General features: G+C 37.9%; 26 protein-coding genes and 4 pseudogenes. 10 read left to right on the forward strand and 20 right to left on the reverse strand.

The window, feature by feature from the left end; translation table 11 throughout:
• From ACVAMZ_RS07670 to ACVAMZ_RS07705, 8 genes are all read right to left on the reverse strand, one after another.
• A complete protein-coding gene (locus tag ACVAMZ_RS07670; RefSeq protein ID WP_178895425.1) occupies positions 1-300 on the reverse strand; it encodes a YlxQ-related RNA-binding protein in 300 nt (99 codons plus the stop codon).
• On the reverse strand, positions 293-586 hold the full coding sequence (rnpM, locus tag ACVAMZ_RS07675; protein ID WP_006144965.1) for an RNase P modulator RnpM: 294 nt from the start codon (positions 584-586) through the stop codon (positions 293-295). Before rnpM ends, ACVAMZ_RS07670 begins: the two co-directional genes overlap by 8 nt.
• Before the next feature lie 21 nt (positions 587-607).
• Positions 608-1,744, reverse strand: coding sequence for a transcription termination factor NusA (nusA, locus tag ACVAMZ_RS07680; protein WP_461684520.1), 1,137 nt, complete (start codon positions 1,742-1,744; stop codon positions 608-610).
• Positions 1,745-1,786: 42 nt separating this feature from the next.
• Positions 1,787-2,266 (reverse strand): ribosome maturation factor RimP, encoded by a 480-nt coding sequence (rimP, locus tag ACVAMZ_RS07685; protein WP_373113735.1) that lies wholly within the window; start codon positions 2,264-2,266, stop codon positions 1,787-1,789.
• Positions 2,267-2,392: 126 nt separating this feature from the next.
• A complete protein-coding gene (gene trmB / locus ACVAMZ_RS07690) occupies positions 2,393-3,028 on the reverse strand; it encodes a tRNA (guanosine(46)-N7)-methyltransferase TrmB (RefSeq protein ID WP_461684521.1) in 636 nt (211 codons plus the stop codon).
• The gene (gene ccrZ / locus ACVAMZ_RS07695; protein WP_214262385.1) at positions 3,025-3,819 is read right to left on the reverse strand and encodes a cell cycle regulator CcrZ; all 795 of its coding nucleotides are present in this window, start codon (positions 3,817-3,819) and stop codon (positions 3,025-3,027) included. The genes trmB and ccrZ overlap by 4 nt, the downstream gene beginning before the upstream one ends.
• Before the next feature lie 47 nt (positions 3,820-3,866).
• Positions 3,867-4,916, reverse strand: coding sequence for an ABC transporter permease (locus ACVAMZ_RS07700; protein WP_461684522.1), 1,050 nt, complete (start codon positions 4,914-4,916; stop codon positions 3,867-3,869).
• Positions 4,913-5,644 (reverse strand): ABC transporter ATP-binding protein, encoded by a 732-nt coding sequence (locus ACVAMZ_RS07705; RefSeq protein WP_461684523.1) that lies wholly within the window; start codon positions 5,642-5,644, stop codon positions 4,913-4,915. Before ACVAMZ_RS07705 ends, ACVAMZ_RS07700 begins: the two co-directional genes overlap by 4 nt.
• 67 nt (positions 5,645-5,711) lie before the next feature.
• On the opposite strand from ACVAMZ_RS07705, the gene ACVAMZ_RS07710 reads away from it, so the two are divergent.
• From ACVAMZ_RS07710 to ACVAMZ_RS07720, 3 genes are all read left to right on the forward strand, one after another.
• The gene (locus tag ACVAMZ_RS07710) at positions 5,712-6,122 is read left to right on the forward strand and encodes an HIT family protein (protein ID WP_461684524.1); all 411 of its coding nucleotides are present in this window, start codon (positions 5,712-5,714) and stop codon (positions 6,120-6,122) included.
• Between the two features lie 9 nt (positions 6,123-6,131).
• Entirely contained in the window at positions 6,132-6,419 is a 288-nt protein-coding gene (locus tag ACVAMZ_RS07715) for a hypothetical protein (RefSeq protein WP_004251799.1), read from the forward strand.
• A 73-nt stretch (positions 6,420-6,492) separates the two neighbouring features.
• A complete protein-coding gene (locus ACVAMZ_RS07720) occupies positions 6,493-7,134 on the forward strand; it encodes a hypothetical protein (RefSeq protein WP_461684525.1) in 642 nt (213 codons plus the stop codon).
• A gap of 73 nt (positions 7,135-7,207) precedes the next feature.
• Here the strand turns inward: ACVAMZ_RS07720 and dnaJ are convergent, their stop codons facing one another.
• From dnaJ to ACVAMZ_RS07755, 7 genes and pseudogenes are all read right to left on the reverse strand, one after another.
• Positions 7,208-8,344, reverse strand: a complete 1,137-nt coding sequence (gene dnaJ, locus ACVAMZ_RS07725; protein ID WP_461684526.1) for a molecular chaperone DnaJ — start codon at positions 8,342-8,344, stop codon at positions 7,208-7,210.
• A gap of 197 nt (positions 8,345-8,541) precedes the next feature.
• Entirely contained in the window at positions 8,542-9,174 is a 633-nt protein-coding gene (locus ACVAMZ_RS07730) for a DJ-1/PfpI family protein (RefSeq protein WP_461684527.1), read from the reverse strand.
• A 208-nt stretch (positions 9,175-9,382) separates the two neighbouring features.
• A complete protein-coding gene (dnaK, locus tag ACVAMZ_RS07735; protein WP_414259561.1) occupies positions 9,383-11,206 on the reverse strand; it encodes a molecular chaperone DnaK in 1,824 nt (607 codons plus the stop codon).
• Between the two features lie 253 nt (positions 11,207-11,459).
• Positions 11,460-11,975: a nucleotide exchange factor GrpE gene (gene grpE, locus ACVAMZ_RS07740; protein WP_461684528.1), complete on the reverse strand. Its 516-nt coding sequence runs from the start codon at positions 11,973-11,975 to the stop codon at positions 11,460-11,462.
• Between the two features lie 26 nt (positions 11,976-12,001).
• Positions 12,002-13,036: a heat-inducible transcriptional repressor HrcA gene (hrcA, locus tag ACVAMZ_RS07745; protein ID WP_461684529.1), complete on the reverse strand. Its 1,035-nt coding sequence runs from the start codon at positions 13,034-13,036 to the stop codon at positions 12,002-12,004.
• 163 nt (positions 13,037-13,199) lie between these two features.
• A complete protein-coding gene (locus ACVAMZ_RS07750) occupies positions 13,200-13,712 on the reverse strand; it encodes a DUF2812 domain-containing protein (RefSeq protein ID WP_461684530.1) in 513 nt (170 codons plus the stop codon).
• 21 nt (positions 13,713-13,733) lie between these two features.
• Positions 13,734-13,952: pseudogene (locus ACVAMZ_RS07755) on the reverse strand (DUF2812 domain-containing protein); the annotation flags it as partial.
• Between the two features lie 354 nt (positions 13,953-14,306).
• Between ACVAMZ_RS07755 and hsdR the strand changes: the two are divergent.
• From hsdR to ACVAMZ_RS07785, 6 genes and pseudogenes are all read left to right on the forward strand, one after another.
• On the forward strand, positions 14,307-16,640 hold the full coding sequence (gene hsdR, locus ACVAMZ_RS07760; RefSeq protein ID WP_006147897.1) for an EcoAI/FtnUII family type I restriction enzme subunit R: 2,334 nt from the start codon (positions 14,307-14,309) through the stop codon (positions 16,638-16,640).
• Between the two features lie 12 nt (positions 16,641-16,652).
• Entirely contained in the window at positions 16,653-18,116 is a 1,464-nt protein-coding gene (locus ACVAMZ_RS07765) for a class I SAM-dependent DNA methyltransferase (RefSeq protein WP_000029046.1), read from the forward strand.
• A gap of 41 nt (positions 18,117-18,157) precedes the next feature.
• Positions 18,158-18,775, forward strand: a pseudogene (locus tag ACVAMZ_RS07770) (restriction endonuclease subunit S); the annotation flags it as partial.
• A pseudogene (locus tag ACVAMZ_RS07775) lies at positions 18,767-19,624 on the forward strand (restriction endonuclease subunit S); the annotation flags it as partial. The pseudogenes ACVAMZ_RS07770 and ACVAMZ_RS07775, both read left to right, overlap by 9 nt.
• 56 nt (positions 19,625-19,680) lie before the next feature.
• Positions 19,681-20,478 carry a tyrosine-type DNA invertase PsrA gene (gene psrA / locus ACVAMZ_RS07780; protein ID WP_461684531.1) on the forward strand — a complete coding sequence of 266 codons (798 nt, stop codon included), beginning with the start codon at positions 19,681-19,683 and terminating at the stop codon, positions 20,476-20,478.
• An 81-nt stretch (positions 20,479-20,559) separates the two neighbouring features.
• A complete protein-coding gene (locus tag ACVAMZ_RS07785) occupies positions 20,560-21,066 on the forward strand; it encodes a restriction endonuclease subunit S (protein WP_461684532.1) in 507 nt (168 codons plus the stop codon).
• Between the two features lie 445 nt (positions 21,067-21,511).
• On the opposite strand, the pseudogene ACVAMZ_RS07790 reads toward ACVAMZ_RS07785, so the two are convergent.
• Together ACVAMZ_RS07790 and ACVAMZ_RS07795 are read right to left on the reverse strand one after the other, a co-directional pair.
• A pseudogene (locus ACVAMZ_RS07790) lies at positions 21,512-22,207 on the reverse strand (restriction endonuclease subunit S); the annotation flags it as partial.
• 524 nt (positions 22,208-22,731) lie between these two features.
• Entirely contained in the window at positions 22,732-22,881 is a 150-nt protein-coding gene (locus tag ACVAMZ_RS07795; RefSeq protein ID WP_080555153.1) for a cell envelope, read from the reverse strand.
• Here ACVAMZ_RS07795 and ACVAMZ_RS07800 point away from each other — a divergent pair.
• On the forward strand, positions 22,828-22,965 hold the full coding sequence (locus ACVAMZ_RS07800) for a glutamine synthetase (RefSeq protein WP_247912891.1): 138 nt from the start codon (positions 22,828-22,830) through the stop codon (positions 22,963-22,965). The genes ACVAMZ_RS07795 and ACVAMZ_RS07800 overlap by 54 nt on opposite strands.
• Before the next feature lie 89 nt (positions 22,966-23,054).
• On the opposite strand, the gene glnA is transcribed toward ACVAMZ_RS07800, so the two are convergent.
• From glnA to ACVAMZ_RS07815, 3 genes are all read right to left on the reverse strand, one after another.
• Positions 23,055-24,401 carry a type I glutamate--ammonia ligase gene (gene glnA / locus ACVAMZ_RS07805; RefSeq protein ID WP_461684533.1) on the reverse strand — a complete coding sequence of 449 codons (1,347 nt, stop codon included), beginning with the start codon at positions 24,399-24,401 and terminating at the stop codon, positions 23,055-23,057.
• A gap of 35 nt (positions 24,402-24,436) precedes the next feature.
• Positions 24,437-24,793 carry a transcriptional repressor GlnR gene (gene glnR / locus ACVAMZ_RS07810; protein WP_000659542.1) on the reverse strand — a complete coding sequence of 119 codons (357 nt, stop codon included), beginning with the start codon at positions 24,791-24,793 and terminating at the stop codon, positions 24,437-24,439.
• 82 nt (positions 24,794-24,875) lie between these two features.
• Positions 24,876-25,397: an FUSC family protein gene (locus ACVAMZ_RS07815; protein WP_075568048.1), complete on the reverse strand. Its 522-nt coding sequence runs from the start codon at positions 25,395-25,397 to the stop codon at positions 24,876-24,878.
• Positions 25,398-25,459: the final 62 nt, after the last annotated feature.

The following is a 25,459-nucleotide window of genomic DNA, read 5'->3' on the forward strand; positions in this document are numbered from 1 at the left end:
CTATTCCATAAGAGACCTCATTTTCTTTGTAAATCCAGCATCTGTCACAGCTAAAACCTTTCTTGATTTTCCAACTGCTATGCTTAATTCCAGTGTTGAAAACACGGTTACAACTTCTACTTGATAATAGTGACTTTTATCTTGAATCTTCTTGGTCAGGTTGGGAGCAGCATCATGCGCTAGAAATACCAGCTTGGCTTTCTGTTCCTGAATGGCTTTGACAACCATTTCTTCACCCGAGATAATTTTCCCTGCTCGTTGAGCAAGTCCCAAGAGATTACTTACTTTTTGCTTATTCAAGTCCTAACTCTCTTCTTTTTACTTTGTGATCAACATAGGCAATCAACTCGTCATAAAAACTTTCTTCAACTTCCATGTTAAAGCTACGGTTAAAGACTTTTTTCTTTTTAGCCTCTAGGGCTTCTGCATTGTCTAGCTTGATATAAGCGCCACGGCCATTAGCCTTGCCTGTCGGGTCGATAAAGACCTCTCCTTCTTTGTTCTTGACAATACGGAGTAAATCTCGCTTATCAATTACTTCGTTGGAAACAACAGACTTGCGCAAAGGGATTTTTCTTGTTTTCATCTTCCCCTCCTCTTGCAGCTTTTATTCTTCAGTCAATTCGTCTGTGTCAGCGAAATCAACTTGACCTGCTTCTTCCATAGCTTCAAATTCACTTGCAGACTTGATATCGATACGGTATCCAGTCAAGTGAGCTGCCAAGCGAACGTTTTGTCCACGACGACCGATTGCAAGAGATAGCTTGTTATCTGGCACAACCACCAAGGCACGTTTGCTGTCATTTTCATCAAAGATAACTTGGTCAACTTCAGCAGGAGCAATAGCATTGTAAATAAACTCAGCTGGATCTGCTACCCACTCGATAACGTCGATGTTTTCTTCTACAGGAATCATGCGGTCGCTCTTAGCATCGTAGCGAGCTGGATGGAATTTGCTAGTGATTTTCTTGATGTTCGCTCCACCACGTCCAACAATTGTTCCGATAGCATCCACGTTAGGATTGTGGCTACGAACAGCAACTTTCGTACGGTCACCTGCTTCACGGGCTACGCTCATGATTTCAACAGTTCCATCATATACTTCTGGAATCTCTTGTTCCATCAAACGTTTGATCATTTCTGGGTGGCTACGGCTAACAAAGACGTTAACTCCACGAGGGTTGTCTTCCACTTTGTAGACATAAACTTCGATACGATCATGGGAAGCAAACACTTCTCCAGGAATTTGGTCTTGTTTAGACAATTGGGCTTCGATGCTGCCAAGATTGACATAAATGAAGCGGTTGTCAAAACGTTCAACTGTACCTGACATGATTTCTTGTTCATGTTCTTTGTATGTATTGTAGGTAATAGCACGTGTTTGCTTGCGCATTTTCTCCATGATGGTTTGTTTAGCAGATTGGGCTGCTACACGACCAAACTCTCCTGGTGCTTCTTCAAATTTGATTTTATCACCAAGCTCATAGGCTGAATTAATGGCAAGGGCATCTTTCAAGCTAATTTCCAAACGGCTATCAAATACTTCATCAACAACTTCACGGACAGTGTAGACTGTAAAGTCACCTGTTTTTTCGTTGAAGTCGATAGCTACGCTATCTGATTGACCATAGCGTCTACGATAAGCAGAACGAAGTGATTCTACTACTGCGTCGATGATATCTTCTTTCTTGATTCCCTTGTCTTCTTCCAAAATGCGGAAGGCCTCTAGCATTTCTTTACTCATGTTCTTTTTACTTTTGAATTCTCAAAAGCTATCCTTTCTTTTCTATAATTTTACTGCTAAACGTGCTTTTGATACCAAGTTATATGGAATTTGGACTGTTTTCTTGCGCGTTTTATCCATATATTCCATTGTCAACTCATCCTCTTCAAAGGACAATAAGGTTCCTTCAAAAACCTTTTGCTTATCGATGGCTTGGTAGAGCCCGACATGGATGTATTTCCCGACCGCTCCAGTGACTGCTTCCTTGGTTTTCAAAGGACGCTCCAATCCTGGACTGGTAATTTCTAGGAAATATTGTTCTGGGAAGGGATCCGGCTTGATAGTATCTAGAACAGGACTGATAATTTCAGTCAAGTCTGCTGTATCATTCAAGGTGATTCCTTCAGGCTTGTCTACAAAAATACTAAGAATCATGTCACTGCCAATCTTTCCATACTCGATATCTACGAGTTCAAAAGGAGCTTCAATAACAGGTTCTACGACTTCTCTGACTAATTCAACGATCGTTGCGATTGCGTCCACCTCCTCATAAGCAAGAGGCGAAGATATCTCCCCGCCTCTCTTTCTTATATCCTTGCTATTAGTATAGCACTTTTATGTACTAATGTAAAGCATAAGCACCCAAATAGCTTGGATTCAAGCTTTTTCTTAAAATTCTGCTTCAACTCGATAGATGACTTGACCTTTGCTTGAGAACTTTTGTTCATACTCAGTCATGATATTTCCTTCAAAGTCGCTGGCATGTAAATCAAGCCAAACGCCATTTAGCTTCATGCCATATTGTGAAAAACTCACTAAACTATACTCAAACAAGCCACGATTATCTGTCTTGAAATGAATTTCACCGTGTTCAGGTAAGATTCGTTTGAAAGTGTCCAAGAAGCTCTTGTATGTCAAACGACGCTTCTCATGGCGTTTTTTAGGCCATGGGTCTGAGAAGTTCAAGTACAAGCGGTCAATTTCACCATCTTCAAAATAATCAGTCAACTCTGAACCATCAACCCATAAGAGTTTAATGTTAGGAACTCCAACTTCTAATACCTTGTCCAAAGCATAGCTTAATACAGACTTCTGAATATCAATTCCAATATAGTTGATATCAGGGTTTTGTTTAGCCATTCCTGATACAAAAGCACCTTTGCCACTACCAACCTCTACATGGATTGGATTGTCATTGCCAAACAAATCTCGCCACTTACCTTTAGCTTCTGCGGGATTTAAAACAACGTACTGCGGATTAGCCTCTAACAGTTCTGTTGCACCTTTACGATTTCTAACTCTCATTTCTTCTTTCCATACTTATCTCGGAAGGTACGCAAAGCATAGATCTCCCGATTTACATTATCCAAATCTTGATTTTCATAGTATTTGGTAATGAGGCTCAAAAATGACAGTTGAGCATACCAATATAACTTATTCAAGACAGTTTGATTATACTTATAGCCATAATTAGCTAGCCATTCTTGCCACTGATACTCTGGAATATAGTGACAGAGCAGATAGGCCACATCAAACATACGATCAGTCAAGCGAACAGAATCCCAATCTACTAAATAAATCAAGCCACTCTCTGTCTCAAACCAGTTGCTATGACGAACATCCCCATGGACTATGGTTGCATAGTCTTCCCTAAAGCCAGGAAGATTCTCACGCAAATCACCTAAAACCATACGTAGATACTGGTTGTTTTTTAAAGCATCCGGAGCCTTGTTTACCCATGACTGAAGTAAATCCGAAGGTGTTTCCATTGCATATCCCAATCGTGTCAACTGGGTCATTAAGGGACGTGAACAGTGTAAACGTGTCAAAATATCGATAATTTGTTTACGGTTCATATCACTTGGCGTCAAAATTTTTCCTGTCAACCATTCCTGAGCGGACATATCACGGCCGTCTGGTAAACGACGGCTCCAGAGCAATTGTGGTGCAATTTGCTCTCTCGCTAAACCAGGCAGGATTGGAGAAGTATTCATTTTTATAAAAACACGTTTTCCATCAGGATAACTTCCCATATAAGCTTTTCCGCTCTTCCCAGATATCGGGGTTAGCGTTAGCTCAATATCACCCAAGTCCATTTCTTTCCTCCGAATAAAGTTTCCTTATTATTCTACTAATTTTTATGCTATTCGTCAACCAATCTTCTCAGTTGATAAGGTACATAAAGAAATTGCAATACAAAGCCTGCTCCAACAAGAACAAAGATAAGGATTTTGTCCTTGAAAACAACCATTCCTATAAGACTTTCTAAGATCAGAACAAACAATCCAATCGCTCTTAAAATTTCCTTTAATCCTCGCTCTTTTTGCCCCTTTCCTACTGGAAATAATTGCGTCAAATATTGATAGTCAAAGGCATGATAAAGCGCTAAGAGCTGGAATAACAAAAGATAATTGAATAAAATTACAATTGCGACTGCAATCCAAGATTGCTCAATGAAGATGAGAGCGGTCAAAGATAGGATTATGAGTCGGAGACTAAGAGCGAATAAATCTCCATTTCTCAGATAGGAACGAAGATAGAGGTTCTGCCAGATTTTCCCTGGCACCTTCTGAACTCCTTTGAGGATAAAGTCCAGATAAGCTCGGCGCTTAACACTGTTTGAAATTCCCTTGACCTGGGTAAAGAGAGCAAAAAATCGAAGCAAGAACTGCTTGCGTTTGCTTTCCTGGGCAATGACATAATCCCAGTCAAGTCCATTTCCAAGGAAAAAGTTGCTAGACTTTTGGCGAAAAATCACGTATTTTACTATCCCCAAGACAAGGAGATAGACTCCAAAAATCGGCAAACCAAGACCCATGGCTAAGAACAAGGGAGCAATCAATAACAAGAACATCGTTTGAACACTAAGCCAAAAGATAAACGATAGGAGAGATTGCTTTTTGATATGGTCTTTTACCTTCTCCTCAGCCACCAAGAGGAAGAGTTTGTCAGGAGCTTCTAGATAGGTCGCAATACCACCCCAAAGCAAAAGCAAAATAGATATCATCCCAATCAAAATTAGGATTGGGAAATGATTATCAGGAAAGTGTTGGAGCAACTGGTTGTACTGGTAGGCCAAAAATCCTAACAACACCAACAAAAATAAGACAAAATGATCATTGAGCACATAACGGAGATAGCCCAAGCATTCCTTACGAAATTCCTGCTTTCGTTTTAAAAACAAGTCCTTCATAGCTCCTCCTCTTTGGTCAGAGCCAAATAGATATCATTGAGGCTTGCTTCTGGCATATCAAAGGCTTCTCGGAGTTGTTGGAGATTTCCTTTGGCTCTTACTTGACCTTTGTGAAGAATGACAAAAGAGTCACACATCTTTTCAGCAGAATCAAGAACGTGGGTACTCATAAGGATAGACTTTCCTTTTTTCTTTTCCGCTTCTAGAAGTTGAATCAAATCTGAAATCGCCAAAGGATCAAGACCAAGGAAAGGTTCGTCTACGATAAAGAGACTAGGATTCACGACAAAGGCACAGATAATCATAACCTTTTGCTTCATCCCTTTGGAAAAATGAACTGGAAACCAATCCAATTTTTGATCCAAACGGAACATTTTTAGAAGCGGCTCTACACGTTCAAAAGCTAGATTTTGCTCGATACCATAGGCCATAGCAACTGTCTCAATATGCTCTCTGAGCGTCAATTCCTCGTACAAGCTAGGAGTTTCAGGGATATAACCAATTTTCTTGCGATAGCTCGTAGCATCCTCTCTTAGAGTCAATCCGTCAATCTTAATCTCCCCACTATATGGCGTCAAAAGACCAATAATCTCATTGATAGTCGTAGATTTCCCCGCACCATTCAAACCTATCAAACCGACCAACTGTCCGCTCTCAACTGTAAAGGACACATCTTTCAAGACAGGGACATGAACATAGCCTCCTGTCAGATTTTTAATTTCTAACATATTTTCTCCGAATCTGGTATAATGTAGCTATATTATATCAAAATTCAATACACTAGAGGTGGTTTTTATGTCAGATTGTATTTTTTGTAAGATTATCGCAGGAGAAATCCCTGCAGCCAAGGTTTATGAGGATGAGCAAGTCCTTGCATTTCTTGATATTTCTCAAGTAACACCTGGTCATACCTTGGTTGTTCCCAAAGAACACCATCGCAACCTTTTGGAAATGGATGCCACTAGCGCTAGCCAACTCTTCGCAAAGATTCCGGTTATTGCTCAAAAGGTTATGAAAGCTACCCAGGCTGAAGGCATGAATATCATCGCCAATTGCGAAGAGGTAGCTGGACAAACCGTTTTCCATACCCATGTCCACCTCGTTCCTCGTTATGGTGCCGAGGATGACCTAAAAATTGACTTTGTTGCCCATGAACCTGACTTTGACAAACTTGCCCAAGTCGCTGAAACGATCAAAAACGCTTAAGGAGTTCCTATGAAACTATCAAATTTACTACTTTTTGCTGGATCAGCAGTCGGATCTTACCTCCTCGTTAAAAATCGTGAAGTTATCACCGAAGAGGTTTTAGATACAACTGATCGCGTTGAAGCAATCAAAGGTGATTTAGATGTTATCCAAAATAGCTTACAAATTATCAATCAACAAAAAGAAGTCATCAAAGAGTATCAAGAAGACCTAACCTATAAATTTAAAGTCCTAGAGAAAGACCTCCAAGCAAGACTTGCTGTGATAAAAGAACTACGAGAAACTGAAGAAAACTAAAAAAGAAAGCATCCAACTTTCCTTAAATCCATCTTGGATTACCAGCTCCTAACAGAAAAGGGAGGGACTAAACATGAAACCATTTTTAAAAGTCATCTTGATTATTTCTGGTTGTTTCTGTCTTTTTGTAACCCTAGCATTTCTACTTGTGGCCAATCTTTTCAAGGCCTCATCAAGTGATATCCGAGAGGGGAAGGAAGCCTTAAAACAAATCTTTATCTCCCTTGACCTGCCTCCTGAGAAAGTTGAATCAAACGGACACTATCAATACGAGGGGGGAGGATTAGATTTTTATGTCACTTTCTCGGATGAGGTTATCAATAGCCACGCTGTCCTTAAAGAAAGTCCTAACCTCACTAAAAACCGACTCAAAGTCTATGTCCTACAGACAGGAGATATTTCTTACTATAAAGTAGGGGATAACTTGTTCAATCATGGTTTAATACAATTTTTAGAGGAGGAAGGCGAGAAGCATTTCCGAGAAAACGGAAAGAAATCACATTCTTCTTACACAATTCTAACTTTGAATGATTCGGAAAGCATGAAAAAGGGAATCGCATTCTATGAAAAAGCGTTGACCTTGGTGGATATCCAGGATAATTCGGCGATTAAGCACATTGATACCGTCACCATTAAGCCTGGCAAGGAAGCCGAAATCAAGCAACTCATTCAGGATATGGATTCGGCAGGCTTGCTCACTCAACGTTCTGAGTAGCAAACTAATGGGAATTCCATTCTTCAATCCGAAAATAACAAAAAGAGCCCGAAGGCTCTTTTTAGTTTTTGCTTTATTCACCCTCAAAGGCATCTTTTATGTGATCAAAGAAACCTTTTTTCTTTGGATTTACTTTCAAATCACCTGCAGCTGCGAATTCTTTCAAAGCTGCTTTTTGTCGTTCGTTTAAGCCTGTCGGAGTCACGACATTGACAGTCACGTATTGGTCACCAACAGCACCACCACGAAGACTAGGAGCTCCCTTACCACGCAAACGGAATCGTTTACCCGTTTGAGTTCCCTCTGGGATTACCAATTCAACATCACCATGAACGGTTGGGATATCTACAGTATCACCGAGAGCTGCTTGGACGATGTTGAGGTTTAACTTGTAGAAAATAGTTGTCCCTTCACGTTCAAATTTATCGCTGGCTTCAACAGAAACTACTACATACAAGTCTCCATAAGGACCACCGTTAAAGCCTGCCTCACCTTGACCAGCTAGACGAATTTGTTGACCAGTTTCAACACCTGCTGGAATTTTTACATGGACACTGTGGGCTTGTTTTTCATGACCTGTTCCGTGACATGTTGTACATGGATCTTTGATTTCTTTTCCACGTCCATGACAGACATCACAGGTTACTTGACGACGCATCATGCCAAGAGGTGTTTGCGTATCCACATTGATAACCCCAGAACCATGACAGCGTCCACAAGTAACTGGACTTGTTCCAGGCTTAGCACCTGAACCATTACAAGTACGACAGCTGGCTTCACGATTGTATTTGACTTCTTTTTCAGTACCAAAGATAGCTTCTTCAAAAGTCAAATTCACACGGTACTGGAGGTCGTCACCTTGACGAGGAGCGTTCGGATTGCGAGAAGAACCGCCTCCGCCGAAAAAACTTGAGAAGATATCTTCAAATCCACCGAAACCACCTGCTCCGTCGAAACCACCAAAACCGCCTGCACCACCAAAGCCACCATTGGCACCAGCAGCACCATATTGGTCGTAAGCAGCACGTTTCTGTTCATCACTTAAAGTCTCATAAGCTTCTTGAACTTCCTTGTACTTTTCCTCAGCACCAGGCTCTTTGTTGATATCTGGGTGATATTTCTTCGATAATTTCCGATAGGCTTTCTTGATCTCATCTTGAGATGCATTCTTCGAAACGCCCAAACGGTCATAAAATTCAGTATTGTTCATTTAAGATACCAAGACCGTAAAATTCGACTGAAAAATAGGAAATCTGACGCAGGAGCGATGCTCCTAGACAGATTTATCTTTTTTCCGAGAATTTAGGTCGGGTTCAGTTCCTTTCTTTTATATTGAATTAGAAACTTTGGAACCCGTGTTCAGTTGCGAACACTCTTTGTTCCTTTCTGTAATTTTCATGTACATCTTTAGAGGGTGTTTTCTATACTCTGCTTCACTTGATCAAACTCTTGGTCTGATAGAGTAAATATCAAATCCTCTGTTGCATACTCGTTCTTTTCTTTAAAATAGTTGTCCGTATTCTCTGCCAATCCTAAACTTAGAATCACTTTTCTTGCAAACTCTTGATGTGCAAAACCGATAGCCGTAATGATTTGTTTATCTTGCACAAGAACTTTCGGTTGGAAATTTTCACGTGAAAGAAATTCAAAATAATCAAAGAAGTTTTGCCAAATGCCACCTGTAAATTTCGTATCCTTCAACAGACCTGCTTTCGCTAATAAAAGAGGGGCTGAAGAAATGGCTGCAATGAGGACATCTTGCCCACCAAGGTCCCTCAAGAACGAAATCAATTTCTCATCCTGTAGGGCAGGTCCTATGTTGACCATTCCTGGCAAAATCACGCAAGAATACTCTTCAATACGGATTTGATTTAGTGTTTTCGTTGGTTGACAGGGTAAGCCATCCTCAGAGACCACTATCGAATGATCTGAAGCGACATAATCAATCGTGACGTCAAAAGACAGAGCTAAAGTACTCGTTAAAGCGGTTATTTCATAAGGAGAAAAATTAGGATAAATCAAGCAAAGTACTTTTTTCATACGCAACATCCTCTATTTTACCGAAAAACAGAGGCTGGGTTGCAACCTCTGGATTTCTTCCTATCATTACGACATTCTAAAACAAAGTCGATTATACTTTGTTTTAGAACTAGTAAGGCTGAATTGAGTTTCGGCTTAAAGAAATCCTAAAATCTCGGAACCTTTCTTTATTTCAAGAGGTTCCGCTAAAACAATCCACTGGATTGTTTTACTTTTCCGTAAACTCTCCGTCTACGACGTCATCGCCTGCGTTTCCTGTTGCTTGTGCGCCTTCTGCTCCTGCTTGGGCTTGTTGCGCTGCTGCGGCTTGTTCGTAGAGTTTAACGGCAAGTCCTTGAGCTTTTTCGTTCAATGCTTCAAGTTTTGCTTTCATTTCGTCCAAGTTGTTGTCTTCTTGGGCTTTCTTAAGCTCATCAAGGGCAGCTTGTGCAGCATCACGTTCTGCATCGAAGCCTTTGCCTTCAGTTTCTTTGATTGTCTTTTCAGTCGCAAAGATGGCTTGGTCTACTTCGTTACGAAGGTCAACTTCTTCTTTACGTTTCTTATCTGCTTCAGCGTTAGCTTCTGCATCTTTCATCATGCGGTCGATTTCTTCGTCTGTCAAACCTGAGTTAGATTGGATAACGATTGTTTGTTCTTTTTGAGTTCCAAGATCTTTGGCCTTAACAGATACGATACCGTTCTTATCGATGTCAAATGTAACTTCGATTTGTGGGATACCACGAGGTGCAGCTGGGATATCAGTCAATTGGAAGCGTCCAAGAGTCTTGTTATCTGCTGCCATTGGGCGTTCACCTTGAAGAACGTGGATATCAACGGCTGGTTGGTTGTCCGCTGCAGTTGAGAAGACTTGTGATTTAGATGTTGGAATAGTTGTGTTGCGGTCGATGAGTTTTGTGAAGACTCCACCCATTGTTTCGATACCAAGTGACAATGGTGTTACGTCAAGAAGGACAACGTCTTTGACATCACCAGTGATCACACCACCTTGGATAGCGGCACCCATCGCAACTACTTCGTCAGGGTTTACTGATTTGTTTGGTTCTTTACCTGTTTCAGCCTTAACAGCTTCAACAACGGCAGGGATACGAGTTGAACCACCAACAAGGATGACTTCGTCGATTTCTGACAAGCTCAAACCTGCATCTGAAAGGGCTTGACGAACTGGAGTTTTAGTACGTTCTACAAGGTCACGAGTCAAATCGTCGAATTTAGCACGAGTTAAAGTCATTTCCAAGTGAAGAGGTCCAGCCTCACCAGCAGTGATGAATGGCAAGCTGATTTGAGTTGAAGTCACACCAGAAAGGTCTTTCTTCGCTTTTTCTGCTGCGTCTTTCAAACGTTGAAGCGCCATCTTGTCTGTTGACAAGTCGATACCATTTTCTTTCTTGAATTCTGCTACTAAGTAGTCGATGATTTTTTGGTCAAAGTCGTCACCACCGAGTTTGTTATCCCCTGCAGTTGCCAATACGTCAAAGACACCGTCACCGAGTTCAAGGATAGATACGTCAAATGTACCACCACCAAGGTCGAATACCAAGATTTTTTCTTCTTTGTCAGTCTTGTCCAAACCGTATGCAAGGGCTGCTGCAGTTGGTTCGTTGACGATACGTTCTACTTCAAGACCAGCAATTTTACCAGCGTCTTTAGTTGCTTGACGTTGAGCATCGTTAAAGTAAGCTGGAACGGTGATAACAGCCTTGGTTACTTTTTCACCAAGGTAGTCTTCAGCGTAACCTTTCAAGTATTGAAGAATCATAGCTGAGATTTCTTGTGGAGTGTATTCTTTACCGTTAGCAGAAACTTTTTCAGAAGTACCCATTTTAGATTTGATAGAGATCACTGTATCTGGGTTTGTTACTGCTTGACGTTTTGCAGCGTCACCAACGATGATTTCACCGTTTTTGAATGAAACTACAGATGGAGTTGTGCGGTTACCTTCTGGGTTTGCGATGATTTTGCTTTCAGTTCCTTCAAGAACTGCTACTGCTGAGTTTGTTGTACCTAAGTCAATACCGATAATTTTAGACATGTGTTTTTCTCCTTAAATTTTATATTCTATTTTTCTTTTTGATACTCTTCTTAGGTGACGGCGCCGTCAGAGCTTAACTTCGTTAATCTCTTTGACTAAACTTTGAGCCTAAGGTCTCAAAGTTTGCGTAAATAGCGTCACGGCGAAGAGTATCGCCAATGGTTCGCTTCGCTCACTATTGCAAAGCTGAATAATTTTTTATCTTTCTTCATAGTTTTCTGTCGTTTCGGACAAGGTTTTTAAGTTCTCTAGCCTAGTTATAGACAACTACCATGGCTGGGCGTAGGATGCGGTCATGTAGTTTGTAGCCTTTTTGGAAGACTTGTGCGATAGTGTCTGCTGGATGTTCATCATCAGCTGGGAGGGTTTGAATAGCCATGTGATAGTTATGGTCAAATTCTCCATCTGCTGGAATTTCTTCAATCCCTTCTTCTTTCAGAGCATGAATCAAGCTTTCTTGGACCATTTCTAGTCCTTTTTTGACATCATCTGTCAACCCTTCAACGGCAAGGGCGCGTTCAAGGTTATCAAGTGATGGCAAGATTGCTTTTGCCAAATCTTGGCTACGATAGCGTTGCAAGAGTTGGCGTTCTTCGTTGGCACGGCGCTGAATGTTTTGCATTTCTGCATGGGCACGAAGATATTTGTTTTCAAATTCTTCGGCACGTTCATTCGCTAAGTCCAATTCCGACTTCTCGGTAGTTGTTTCTTCTACTGGTTCAACAACTTCCTCTTCTTTTACTTCTTCATTTTTTATATCTTGGGCCATTTTCGCCTCCTTTAATGATTTCAATCTTAATTCACTTCATAGTGATTGCTGCTGAGATAGCGGTAAAAATCCGTCAACTTCATAGTCAGAACTCGATTAACAACATTGAGTTGATTTACCAATTGTTGATAATTCAAATTGACTGGACCTATAATCGCAAGAATTCCAAATCCACGATAGGGAATCAGGAACTTACTGCTAATCACTGCTAAGTCAGCAAGACAAGATTCTTTGCTATCCGCAACTCGGACACTTTGCATCTGGTCGCCAATCAGATTCTCTCGAATTTCCAAAGCAACCTTTTGTGGCTGATCAAAAAATTGATAGGCCGCTAAATTAGCGAAATTCAAAAGATTGACTTTCCCAGAAACCACGATGTTTTCATTGAACATTTCTTTGAAGATATGTTCGACGAGGTCCATGACGTTATCCGTTGTTGTAAAGTAACGTTGGATAATCTGCGGAATCTCTGTCCGAATCTTGTAGTGAATATCCAAAACAGTCTGTTGCAGGAAACGTTCCTGAATCATAGTCTTGAGACGATTTAAATCCTCCTGCAAGAAATTTCTCGGAATCAAAAACTGACTGGTAACTGTTCTAGACTCATCAAGCGTAAAAACAGCAAGAGCTGTATGTTGCCCGAGGACAACAATATCAAAAGCTGTTAGCTTCTGCCTACTTGGTTCTACATCCAGTGCTACAACCGTACAACCACTCAAGTCTGACAAGATTTTCGTTGCCTCTTGAAGAATATCCTCAAGCTTGAAGAATTCTTGATCAAAGGCTTTTACAATCTCATAAACTTGATTTTCAGCTAAACGGTCAAAGGATAGGGAGTGTTTGACATAGTATTGAAAACCAGCCACACTCGGCATACGACCACTGGAAGTATGAGCCTTTTCAAGCAAACCTTGCTTTTCTAGAGCTGCCATATCATTTCGAATGGTAGCACTACTAGAGTTGATAGACTCTTGCAAGGCTTTAGATCCAACAGGTTCGTGCGTTTTGGTAAAGATGTCAATAATCAGATTTAAAATATTCTGCTGACGTTCCGTAACCATCTCGTCACTCCTCTCTGATAGATCTTTTTTTAGCACTCGACACATCCAAGTGCTAACTTATGATTCTATTATACACCCTTAGAAAAGAATGTCAAGACAAAAACTCAAAAAATTAGCACTCTTTTATCAAGAGTGCTAAAAATCGGTCTGAGGACCTAGAAAATCATCTTACATTCTCAAGATATTTCTTTTTAAGTCTATAAAAACTATAGATTAGGTAAGAAATCATGAGGGCATAAAGGGCGAAAATAACAAAGAAAGACTGAGAGAGACTTTCGCGAAACAAGCTCATACAAATAACTAGACCGCCAGAGATAGAAACTGTAGATATACGAAGTCTAGATTTCACATCAGCCCATCGAAGACGATTGTCCATGAAAGATTGATCATTTAAATCTACATCACAAGTTGCTTTTCGAAAAACAGTATAAGAACAATTTTCCACAAATTCCCATCCTCTATCCTTAACACTTTGTAAATCTACCTCATTTTTTCTAAGGTAGCTGGTATTCCACACACGGTAAATCACATCATCTGGTCGGCATTGTTCAAAATAGAAAAAGCCAAAACGATTCGATTTAAATTTCCAACCTTTCAAATGCATCTCATGCAAATAATCTTCTACCTTATCCAAATCAAAAATGGTAAACATTCGAAATTGTACTTTGCTATTCATTGTCTAACCTCCAAAATGGTTTTATTTATCAGATAATTCTTTCCACTTTTGAAACAATCTCCAAAAAATATAAGAAATCTGAATCGTGAAAACTATCAATAAAGTACAGTCTATGATAACAATCAAAAACATTCCCCAACCGAAATAACCTCTTCCACTGACAAACTTTGAGAAAACCGGTAGTAGAGCTAAAAAGAGGAGCAAAATAGGAAGCATCCGCATTGTTAAAATCCGTTTGACATAAAAAAATCTTTATTTAAACAAAAATATTATGGTAAAATTTACGCCAATTTTTGAACGGCTGATGTAGATATTTTATACTTTCAAAATGTTTAAATGTGATTATTTATTTTTGAAAAATAGCTCACCAGCCCGACTGAAAGTGCTTGTAGAATGATAATAAGTCGCCTGCCGAAAACAGCGAAAAATAGCGGTGTTATGCGGAGATAATCTGACTCGATGCTAAAGTATATTGTATACTTATTTTCAACAATTTAGCAGAGTATTTTTATAAATATGATATAATAGAAGTATAATTTGTTCTGATAGTTTATTTTATGGAGAAGTAGATTTTTAGAATGCGGAGGGTTCAATATGGTTGAGTTTATAAAGTCTAAGAAAGAAATGAGTGAGGAGGATATTAAAGCAAATTTCATCACTCCTGCTATTGTATCCAAAGGATGGAAAAATGGTGAGCATATCGCTTACGAAGAATACTTCACTGATGGTCGAATTGAGGTTAGAGGAGATAAGGCTCGACGTAAAGAAGGAAAAAAATCAGACTACTCACTGTATTACCAATTTGGAACTCGAATTGCAATTGTTGAGGCAAAGGATAATAAACACAGCGTTCGAGCAGGATTACAACAAGCTATTGAATATGGAGAGATTTTAGATGTTCCATTTGTTTATTCTTCGAATGGTGATGGCTTTATTGAACACGACCGTATCACGAGAGAAGAACGTGAACTGGAGTTAGACGAATTCCCTACTCGTGAAGAATTATTTTCTCGTATGACGAAGGAAAAAGGATTGACGTACGAAATTACAGAAGCTATCTCAACTCCATACTATACAGACGCCTTCTCAATGAAAACGCCACGCTATTATCAGCAAATAGCTATCAACCGTACTATTGAAACAGTTGCCAGAGGACAAAAACGAGTAATGTTTGTGATGGCAACAGGAACGGGGAAAACGTTCATGGCTTTTCAAATTATTCATCGCCTTCGAAAAGCTGGTTTGGCTAAACGAGTTTTATTCTTAGCGGATAGAAACATCTTAGTAGACCAAACGATGGCTGAAGACTTTAAGCCATTCGAAAAGGTAATGACGAAAATTACACCAAAACTTTTGACTGCTCCAGAAAAATTAAATTCTTTTGAAATTTATCTGGGGCTTTATCAGCAACTAACTGGTGAAGATGGAACTGAAACACATTATCAAAAGTTTGACAAAGACTTCTTTGATTTAATCATAATTGATGAAGCGCACCGTGGCTCAGCTAAGGAAGACAGTAACTGGCGCAAGGTGATTGATTATTTCAGTTCTGCTACACAAATTGGGATGACCGCTACTCCTACAGAAACCAAGAATGCTTCCAATATGGAATACTTTGGTGAGCCAATCTATACTTATAGTTTAAAACAGGGAATCGAGGATGGTTTTTTGGCTCCATATCGTGTTATGAGGGTTAATTTAGATGTGGATGTGGATGGTTATCGTCCAGAAACTGGAAAAGTTGATACTAACGGACAATTAATAGAAGATAGGTACTACGGCAGGAAAGATTTTGACAAAACCATTGTCATTGATGATAGAACGCAAAGAGTTGCCAAGTTTGTTTCTGATTATATGAAGCAAAACAATGCACGATTTGATAAGACAATTGTTTTTTGTGTTGATATTGACCATGCCGAGCGAATGCGTGCTGCGCTTGTAAAAGAGAATCTAGACTTAGTCCAAGAAGACTATCGTTATGTCATGCAAGTAACTGGTGACAACGCTGAAGGAAAAGCTCAACTGGATAACTTTATGGATGTCAATTCTAATTTTCCCGCTATTGTAACAACGTCTAAATTATTAACGACAGGAGTTAATGCTAAAACATGTCGTTTGATTGTTTTAGACTCTAATATCCAATCCATGACTGAATTTAAACAAATTATTGGTCGTGGCACACGTCTTTATCCTCAAAAGGGGAAAGAATTTTTTACGATTATTGATTTTCGAAATGTTACCAATTTGTTTGCTGACCCTGATTTTGATGGTGAACCAGTGAAGGTTCTGGAAACGGGCGCAAAAACAAACAATGGTACTACACCTGGTTTTGTAAACGAAGGTGGTGACCCAGTAGAAAAATATATCGTTACAGATAAGCAGGTTACCATTCTTAATTCTACTGTTCAAGTATTGGACGAAAATGGGAAACTGATTACCGAAAGCCTGACCGACTACACTCGGAAGAATATCTTAGGTAGCTACGCCACTTTGAACGATTTTATCACAGTTTGGCATACGGCGGATAAAAAGAAGCTTATCTTAGACGAACTTTATAAAAAAGGAGTTTATCTAGATGCTATTCGAGAGTCGGAGGGAATATCAGAACAAGAAATCGATGATTTTGATTTACTCCTAAAACTTGCCTATGGTCAAAAAGAATTAACCAAAACGGAACGTGTCAATAAACTCAAACAAAGCGGATATTTATATAAATATAGTGAGGAAGCGCGTGCTGTTTTGGAAATTTTACTGGACAAATACATGGATAAAGGTATTGGAGAACTCGAAAGCATTGAAACATTAAAACTTCCAGAATTTCAGATATATGGTGGAACCTTCAAAATCATCAATACTTATTTTGGAGATAAAAAACGATATTTACAAGCAATTAAAGAATTGGAGAAAGAGCTATTTACAGTAGCTTAATGAAAGGAAAGTATGTCAATTACATCATTTGTAAAAAGAATTCAAGATATCACTCGAAACGATGCTGGTGTTAATGGTGATGCTCAACGTATTGAGCAAATGTCTTGGTTATTATTCTTAAAAATTTATGATAGCCGTGAAATGGTTTGGGAATTAGAAGAAGACGAGTATGAGTCAATTATCCCAGAGGAATTAAAATGGCGGAATTGGGCTCATGCTCAAAATGGGGAACGGGTATTGACAGGCGATGAATTACTTGATTTTGTCAATAACAAGTTATTCAAAGAGTTGAAAGAGCTTGAAATAACTTCAAATATGCCTATTCGAAAAACGATTGTTAAATCAGCTTTTGAAGATGCGAACAACTATATGAAAAATGGCGTCTTGTTACGCCAAGTCATCAATGTTATTGATGAAGTTGATTTCAATAGCCCTGAAGATCGTCATTCGTTTAATGATATTTACGAAAAAATTCTTAAAGATATTCAAAATGCTGGGAACTCAGGAGAATTTTATACGCCACGTGCAGCGACTGATTTTATCGCCGAAGTTCTTGACCCAAAACTTGGAGAATCAATGGCAGACCTTGCTTGCGGAACAGGAGGCTTCTTGACTTCGACTCTGAACCGTTTAAGTAGTCAACGTAAAACTAGTGAAGATACCAAAAAATATAATACAGCTGTTTTTGGTATTGAAAAGAAAGCATTTCCTCATCTTTTAGCAGTTACAAATCTGTTTCTTCACGAAATTGATGACCCTAAAATTGTTCATGGAAATACTTTGGAGAAAAATGTTCGTGAATATACGGATGATGAAAAATTTGACATTATTATGATGAATCCACCTTTTGGAGGGTCAGAATTAGAAACAATAAAAAATAACTTTCCAGCAGAATTACGGAGTTCTGAAACGGCTGATTTATTTATGGCTGTCATTATGTATCGTTTGAAAGAAAATGGTCGTGTTGGAGTTATTTTACCTGATGGTTTTCTATTTGGTGAAGGTGTAAAAACTCGCTTGAAACAAAAACTGGTAGATGAGTTCAACTTGCATACGATTATTAGGTTGCCTCATAGTGTCTTTGCACCGTATACAGGAATCCATACGAACATTCTTTTCTTTGATAAAACAAAGAAAACAGAAGAAACTTGGTTTTATCGTTTAGATATGCCAGATGGTTATAAAAATTTCTCGAAAACTAAGCCGATGAAGTCAGAACACTTCAATCCTGTTCGTGACTGGTGGGAAAATCGTGAAGAGATTCTGGAAGGTAAGTTCTACAAATCTAAATCATTTACACCTAGTGAATTGGCTGAGTTAAATTATAATTTAGACCAGTGTGGTTTTCCAAAAGAGGAAGAGGAAATCTTAAATCCCTTTGAGTTGATTCAGAATTATCAAGCGGAAAGAGCAACTTTAAATCATAAGATTGATAATGTATTAGCTGATATTTTGCAGTTGTTGGAGGACAAATAATGACACCAGAACAACTTAAATCAAGCATTCTCCAAAGAGCGATGGAAGGGAAATTAGTGCCGCAAAATCCCAATGACGAACCTGCAAGTGAATTGTTAAAGAGAATTAAAGCTGAAAAAGAAAAACTTATCAGTGAAGGAAAAATCAAACGAGATAAAAAGGAAACCGAGATATTTCGTGGTGATGATGGGAAACATTATGAGAAGTTCGATGATGGAAGTGTTCAAGAAATTGATGTTCCTTATGATATTCCTGATACTTGGGAGTGGGTGAGGTTGAGGAGAGTTATTAGCCTATTATCTGGGAGGGATTTAAACAAATCTAATTATTTTGATGGGAAAGTAGGTGGCACTCCGTATATAACTGGAGCTAGTAATTTTTCTAATGGTTTGGTAAATACTAATAGATACACTAATCATCCCACTGTCTTGTCTTATAAAGGAGACTTATTGATTACCGTTAAAGGTACTATTGGCGAACTAGCTTTTAATTATTTTCAAAAAGCACATATTGCACGACAAATTATGGCTATTCAGTCTACTCGCTTAAATCTAGTGTTTCTAAAATATCAATTGCAACAATTATTACCCAACATTAAACTACAGGCTCAATCCATGATTCCCGGAATTTCGAGAGAGACACTTTTAAACCTTCTCATCCCTCTTCCACCCCTCTCCGAGCAAAAACGCATCGTTAAAGCTATTGAAGAAGCCCTAGCTAAAGTAGATGAATACGCTGAGAATTACAATAAGCTTCAAAAGCTAGATAAAGAATTTCCAGATAAACTAAAAAAATCTATTCTTCAATACGCGATACAAGGAAAATTAGTTGAACAAGACCCAAATGATGAACCAGTTGAAGTCTTGCTTGAAAAAATACGAGCAGAAAAACAAAAACTCTTTGAAGAAGGAAAGATTAAAAAGAAAGATTTAGATATTTCAATTGTTTCCCAAGGAGATGATAACTCTTATTATGAGGAAGTACCTTATAAAATACCAGAAAATTGGGAATGGGTGAAACTAGGGAGTATTGGAATTTGGAATTCTGGAGCAACTCCTCCTAAAGCGAATTGTAGCTATTACTCCTCAGCTACAATTCCTTGGCTTTTGACTGGCGATTTAACAGATAGCTATATAACTAATATTCCTAATAAAATATCTGAATTAGCATTAAAAGAAACATCTGTTAAAGTAAACCCAACTGGTTCTATCCTGATTGCCATGTACGGGGCAACTGTGGGTAAGTTAGGTATTCTAACATTTCCAGCAACGACTAATCAAGCATGTTGTGCTTGCAGTAAATTATTTCAAATCGAAAAACTATATCTTTTTTACTTTTTAATGGCAGAGCGAAATAACTTTAAGTTTCGAGCTGAAGGTGGAGCTCAACCAAATATTTCAAAAAATAAGATAATAAATACGTTTATTCCTCTCCCTCCACTATCCGAACAAACTAGAATCGTTGATAAAATCGAAAAATCTTTCGCCATTATTGACGCACTAATTTAGTATAATAGTTTTACGTGCGGTGGAATTTCTATCAAACATAAGATAGGAGTTTTACATTGAAAGATTTTGAATTACATTTGAAGAAAGCTGGTTTAGCTGAAAATACTGTGCGTTCGTACCTTTATAGTGTTCGATTTTTCTTGGAGAATTACGAACTCAAAATGGAAGAATTATTTGAATACAAAGGATATTTATTAGACAATTTTAAACCTAAAACTGTCAATTTGCGACTACAAGGAGTAAATAAATATCTGGCTTTTATTGGTCATGATGATTTGAAACTAAAATTTGTCAAAGTACAGCAAAAACCGTTTTTAGAAGATGTCATTAGCCATGCTGATTACCTTTTTCTTAAACGTAGTTTGAAAAAAGATGGTATTTTAAAATGGCATTTTGTCGTTTGGTTTTTAGGTGCAACTGGGGCTCGTGTAAGTGAACTTATTAAACTAAAAGTAGAGCATGTAGAAATCGGTTATTTTGACATTTACTCAAAAGGTGGTAAAATTCGTAGACTGTACATTCCTAAAAAATTAAGAAATAGTTGTCTTAGTTGGTTAGAATCAGAAAATCGCCGAAGTGGTTATTTATTTTTGAATAAATTTAACGAACCAATTACAGCAAGAGGAGTTGCTCAACAGTTAAAAAATTATGCCGATAAATACAAAATGAATCCTAAAGTAATTTACCCTCATTCTTTTAGGCATTTATTTGCTAAGAATTTTTTAGCGAAGTATAACGATATTGCTTTGCTCGCAGATTTGATGGGACACGAAAGTATAGAGACTACTCGAATTTATCTAAGGAAAACAGCTACTGAACAACAAAATATTGTAGATAAAATTGTTAATTGGTAAAAAAATAGTAGGTGGTCAAACTGACTGCCTGCTATTTTTTGTGATTATGGCTCTTATTATGAGCAGTTACCGAGAAGCTGGATGCTTTCAACTCTAGATAGTGTCTCCAATCTCTACACTGGAAATAGTATTAACGCTACTGAAAAGAAAAAATATTTTTCTGGAGTAGATGGGATTAATTATATTGCAACTAAGGATGTCAATTTTGATAACACTATTAATTATGATAACGGCATTAAAATTCCCGATAACTATTTGTCAAAATTCAAAATTAGCTACTTCAATTCTGTATTGCTGTGCTTAGAAGGTGGCAGTGCCGGACGTAAAATAGGATTGTTGAAACAAGATGTCTGCTTTGGTAATAAGTTGTGTAATTTATCATTTTACTACGGAGAAAATAAATTTCTTTATTATTTTCTTCAAAGTCCACAATTTTTAAGTGATTTCCAAGAAAATAAATCTGGAATAATTGGAGGTGTTAGTATTAAAAATTTAGGTAATATCCCTATTCCTATATTACCCATAAACGAACAAAATAGAATCACTCAGAAAGTTGAGAAACTTTTTGAAAAAGTAAATCAATTTTAGCGACAATTCTCTTTTGTTCTAAAACTGAAGGAATACCTATTATTTTAGATTTTAGATACGAATAATGTCGAGCATAGCCCCTGTTCCTAACAAATAATAGCGTATAGTCTAAGTGGTATTTTAAAAATTTTGCAGATAAGCAAATTGGAGACAGAATTTTTACTCCGTCTGCACCAACAACAAAAGGGAAGTCTATAATCTTAAGATTTCTTGTATGGTCACCAAATATTACAACGTCTGTTTTATAGTCTAGAATCTTAGAAAAATTATTAGAAAATCCTTCAACTAATATTTTAGATTGACTAACTACTGGAATCTTGCCCTCTTTTACAATTTCAGACTGTTTTATTTGATAAGGCTTAGCTGAAATAGTTGTTACAATTTTTTCTAAAGGAGCTAGCAACCAAGTTGATCTTCTTGGAAAATCTATTTCAATTTTAATGTTATTCAGATAATAAGAGTTATCATCTCCTTGGGAAACAATTGAAATCTCTAAATCTTTCTTTTTAATCTTGCCTTCTTCGAAGAGTTTTTGTTTTTCTGCTCGTATTTTTTCAAGTAAAACTTCGACTGATTCATCATTTAGGTCTTGTTCAACTAATTTTCCTTGCATAGCATATTGAAGAATAGATTTTTTTAGTTTATCTGGAAATTCTTTATCTAGCTGTTCTAGTCTATTATAACTTTCAGCATATTCATCTACTTTTTCTAAAGCTGATTCGATTGCTTCTACTATTCGTTGTTGTTCAGCTAGCGGAGGCAATAACATAGGAACTTCATATTTTAAAAATTTTATTGAAGCTAAATTTTTTATCGCTGAACCTATAGAATGCTCTTTTAGTGTATTAATCAAACTCGTAAACATCCATTTAAAATACTGTGAATCTATTATATCTGAGTTTAACGTAAGTTTTAATAATGCTTGATTTATAACTCCATTATAATAATTTGAAGGTATTTGAAAGATTTCTCCAATAGTACCTGCACAAGATATTAAAATATCTCCTGCTTTTATTGAAAAATTTTTTAAACGTATATAATCACTCTCTTTTAACCAATAGTCTCCATAATCTATAGTTTTTCTTATAGCATTACCTTGTTCATAAACCTTATATGTATGTTCTCCTTTCGGAACAAACATTGACTTTGTTATAGAACTACCAAAAGGACCTCTTTTTATTGAGCCGTCCTCTAATGCACAAATGTCTGGTAAATAAACTATGGCCCATCCTTTAGGTATATTATGTTTAAACTCTTTTATACTTCCATCAGCAAACTTCTCATAATGTTTCTTATGTGCTTCAAATATATAAAAAGGCGTAAAAATACGCCTATAGATAATGGAATTAAAATAGGTTTATTGTTGATGAGATTGTAGATAGTTTAATTTTTCACTTCCAAACGAATATTCAAAACCTCCACTTTTTCTGCCTATAGTTGTTCGTCCTAAAATTCAATATTTTCAGGTTTTTTCGTTTGGCAACCTCGGCAGAAATATTCTTCTGGTCGTTCAAGATTCAAAAATCGACAAGCATAAATAAAACGATCGCCATCATCATTTATTGGGATAATATAGTAGATTGAAAGAAGATGTGAACAAATCGATTAGGAAAGTTAAATTAATTTCTAGAAATGTTTTAGCAGGTGCAGTGTCCTATTCTAGTCTCAATTCACAATAGGTTCAAATATATCTTTCAAAAAAATATTTACAGATGTGTAATTTTGAAGCTTGCAAAAGTTAGTGAGCTTGTAGATTTCGATTTGAGGCAGTTTGTTTTCTTTCCCGATGTTGTTTTCAAAATTGAATTTTTCTATAGTGACTCCTTGATTTTCTTCTACACGTTTGATGATAGATCTAATTTGCAAAAGAATCAAGAGGATTTTTCGAAAAATAAATAGCGACCGAAATCGCTAATTTAGGGGTTATAAGTATTCGATTGCTTAGACTGCTGTATGACTGCTTACCCTCAGACAATCTTTCTTCTCTATTAGTAAAGGTCTAAATAATTATCAATTTCCCATTGTGAAACGAAGGTTGCATAGCTTGCCCATTCAATTCGTTTAGCTTCAAGGAAGCTAGTGTAGATGTGTTCACCTAGAGCTGCTTTAACCACTTCGTCTTCTGTCAAAGCTTTCAAAGCGTTGTGAAGAGTTGATGGAAGGTCTGTGATGCCAGCCTCTTTACGCTCTTCTGCAGTCATGATATAGATGTTTTCTTCGATTGGCGCTGGTGCTTCGATTTTGTTTTCAATACCGTGCAAACCAACTTCCAAAAGCACAGCCATAGCGATATATGGATTTGCCATTGGGTCTACTGAGCGCAACTCCAAACGAGTTCCCATTCCACGAGTAGCGGGAACGCGTACTAACGGAGAACGGTTACGACCTGCCCAAGCGATGTAAACAGGTGCTTCATACCCTGGAACCAAACGTTTGTATGAGTTAACTGTCGGGTTCATGATAGCTGTGTAATTGTAAGCGTGCTTGATCAAACCACCAAGGAAATGATAGGCTGTTTCTGACAATTGCATTCCTTTTGGATCATTTGGATCAAAGAAGGCGTTGTTCCCTTCATCATCAAACAAGGACATATTGCAGTGCATTCCTGAACCAGCGATACCGAATTTTGGTTTAGCCATAAAGGTTGCATACAAACCATGTTTACGCGCAATTGTCTTTACAACAAGTTTAAAGATTTGAATCTTGTCACATGCACGAAGAACTTCATCATACTTAAAGTCAATCTCATGTTGACCTACGGCAACTTCGTGGTGACTGGCTTCTACTTCAAATCCCATCTTGGTCAAGACGTTAACAATTTCACGACGGGTATTATCAGCAAGGTCTGTAGGCGCCAAATCAAAGTAACCACCCTTGTCATTCACCTCAAGAGTTGGGTCTCCGTTTTCATCAAGCTTGAATAGGAAGAATTCTGGTTCCGGACCAAGGTTGAAAGATTTGAATCCAACTTTCTCCATGTGATGAAGAGCTCGTTTAAGGTTGCTTCGAGGATCTCCAGCAAATGGCTCTCCTTCTGTTGTATAGACATCACAGATCAATCCTGCGACACTACCGTTCTCATCTCCCCAAGGGAAGACAGTCCATGTGTCTAGGTCAGGGTACAAGTACATATCTGATTCATTGATACGAACAAACCCTTCAATAGAAGATCCATCAAACATAGCCTTGTTTGACAAGACCTTGTCTAGTTGTTCATCTGTAGCAGGAATTTCGACGTTTTTCATTGTTCCCAAAATATCTGAAAACATGAGACGGATAAAGGTTACATTTTTTTCCTTAACTTCACGACGAATATCTGCAGCTGTGATTGGCATGGTTTTTCTCCTTATATATGATGACTAGCGGTTGCCTAACCGCGACCAAAAGGTGATTGTTGAGAAGCAAAGCGACTTTGTTGAAGAACTTCATTCCGAAGGGCACGACGAACCTCAGTTTGACTAACTGGTTTCTTGGCTTTCGCCTCACGTTCGGCATATTTTTTCTTGATAGCAGCAATGTTCAGACCTTCAGAGATATAATCCTTAATCTCAAGCAATCGATCCATATCATTTAAAGAATACATCCGGCGATTACCTTCGTTTCGATCAGGTTTTATCAACTCCTGATCTTCATAATAACGAATTTGACGCGCCGAAAGATCAGTCAGCTTCATAACACTACCAATGGGGAAAACTGCCATATTGCGACGAAATTCTTTTTCCTTCATGTGCACTTCCTCTTCTTTCTGTCTATTATAGTCTAAAAAAAATCAATCGTCAATTGTTAATGTCATATCTTGTGACATTATTTTATTTTTTCTGTATGAGACTCCGCAAGCGATCAATATCATAATTTACTAGAATTGCTACAAAAACTCCCATAAAAGTCTCAAAAACTCGAGCAAACACGTACAAAACAGTCTCTCCGCTCGGAATTGATAGGGTAATAATCAGCATGGCTGCAACTCCCCCAATGACCCCTGACTTATTGTTCATGGCAACATTTGTCATGATGGTTAACATGGTACATATCGGAACCACAAGGAGAGTTACCCAAAAGGCTCCATGAAAAAAGTTATTCAAGAGAAAAAAAATCAGCGCATAAAAACCACCGATACTATTCCCTAAGATACGAGATGTCCCAAAATGGACACTCTTATCAAAGTCTTCTCTCAAGCTAAAAACGGCTGTAAGAGCTCCAATCTGAAGTCCCTTCCATCCAAAAAAACCAAAAATCATGAGGACCAAAAAAACAGCGATTCCTGTTTTAAAGGTGCGCATCCCCAACTTAAACTTAGATTTATCAAATCTATACTTTTTAAAATAACTCATCATTTCATCTTTCTTTTTTTCCATTTTATCATAATTTTACTTTTTTGAGAAAAGGATTCCTC

The organism is Streptococcus sp. KHUD_017, assembly GCF_054861245.1.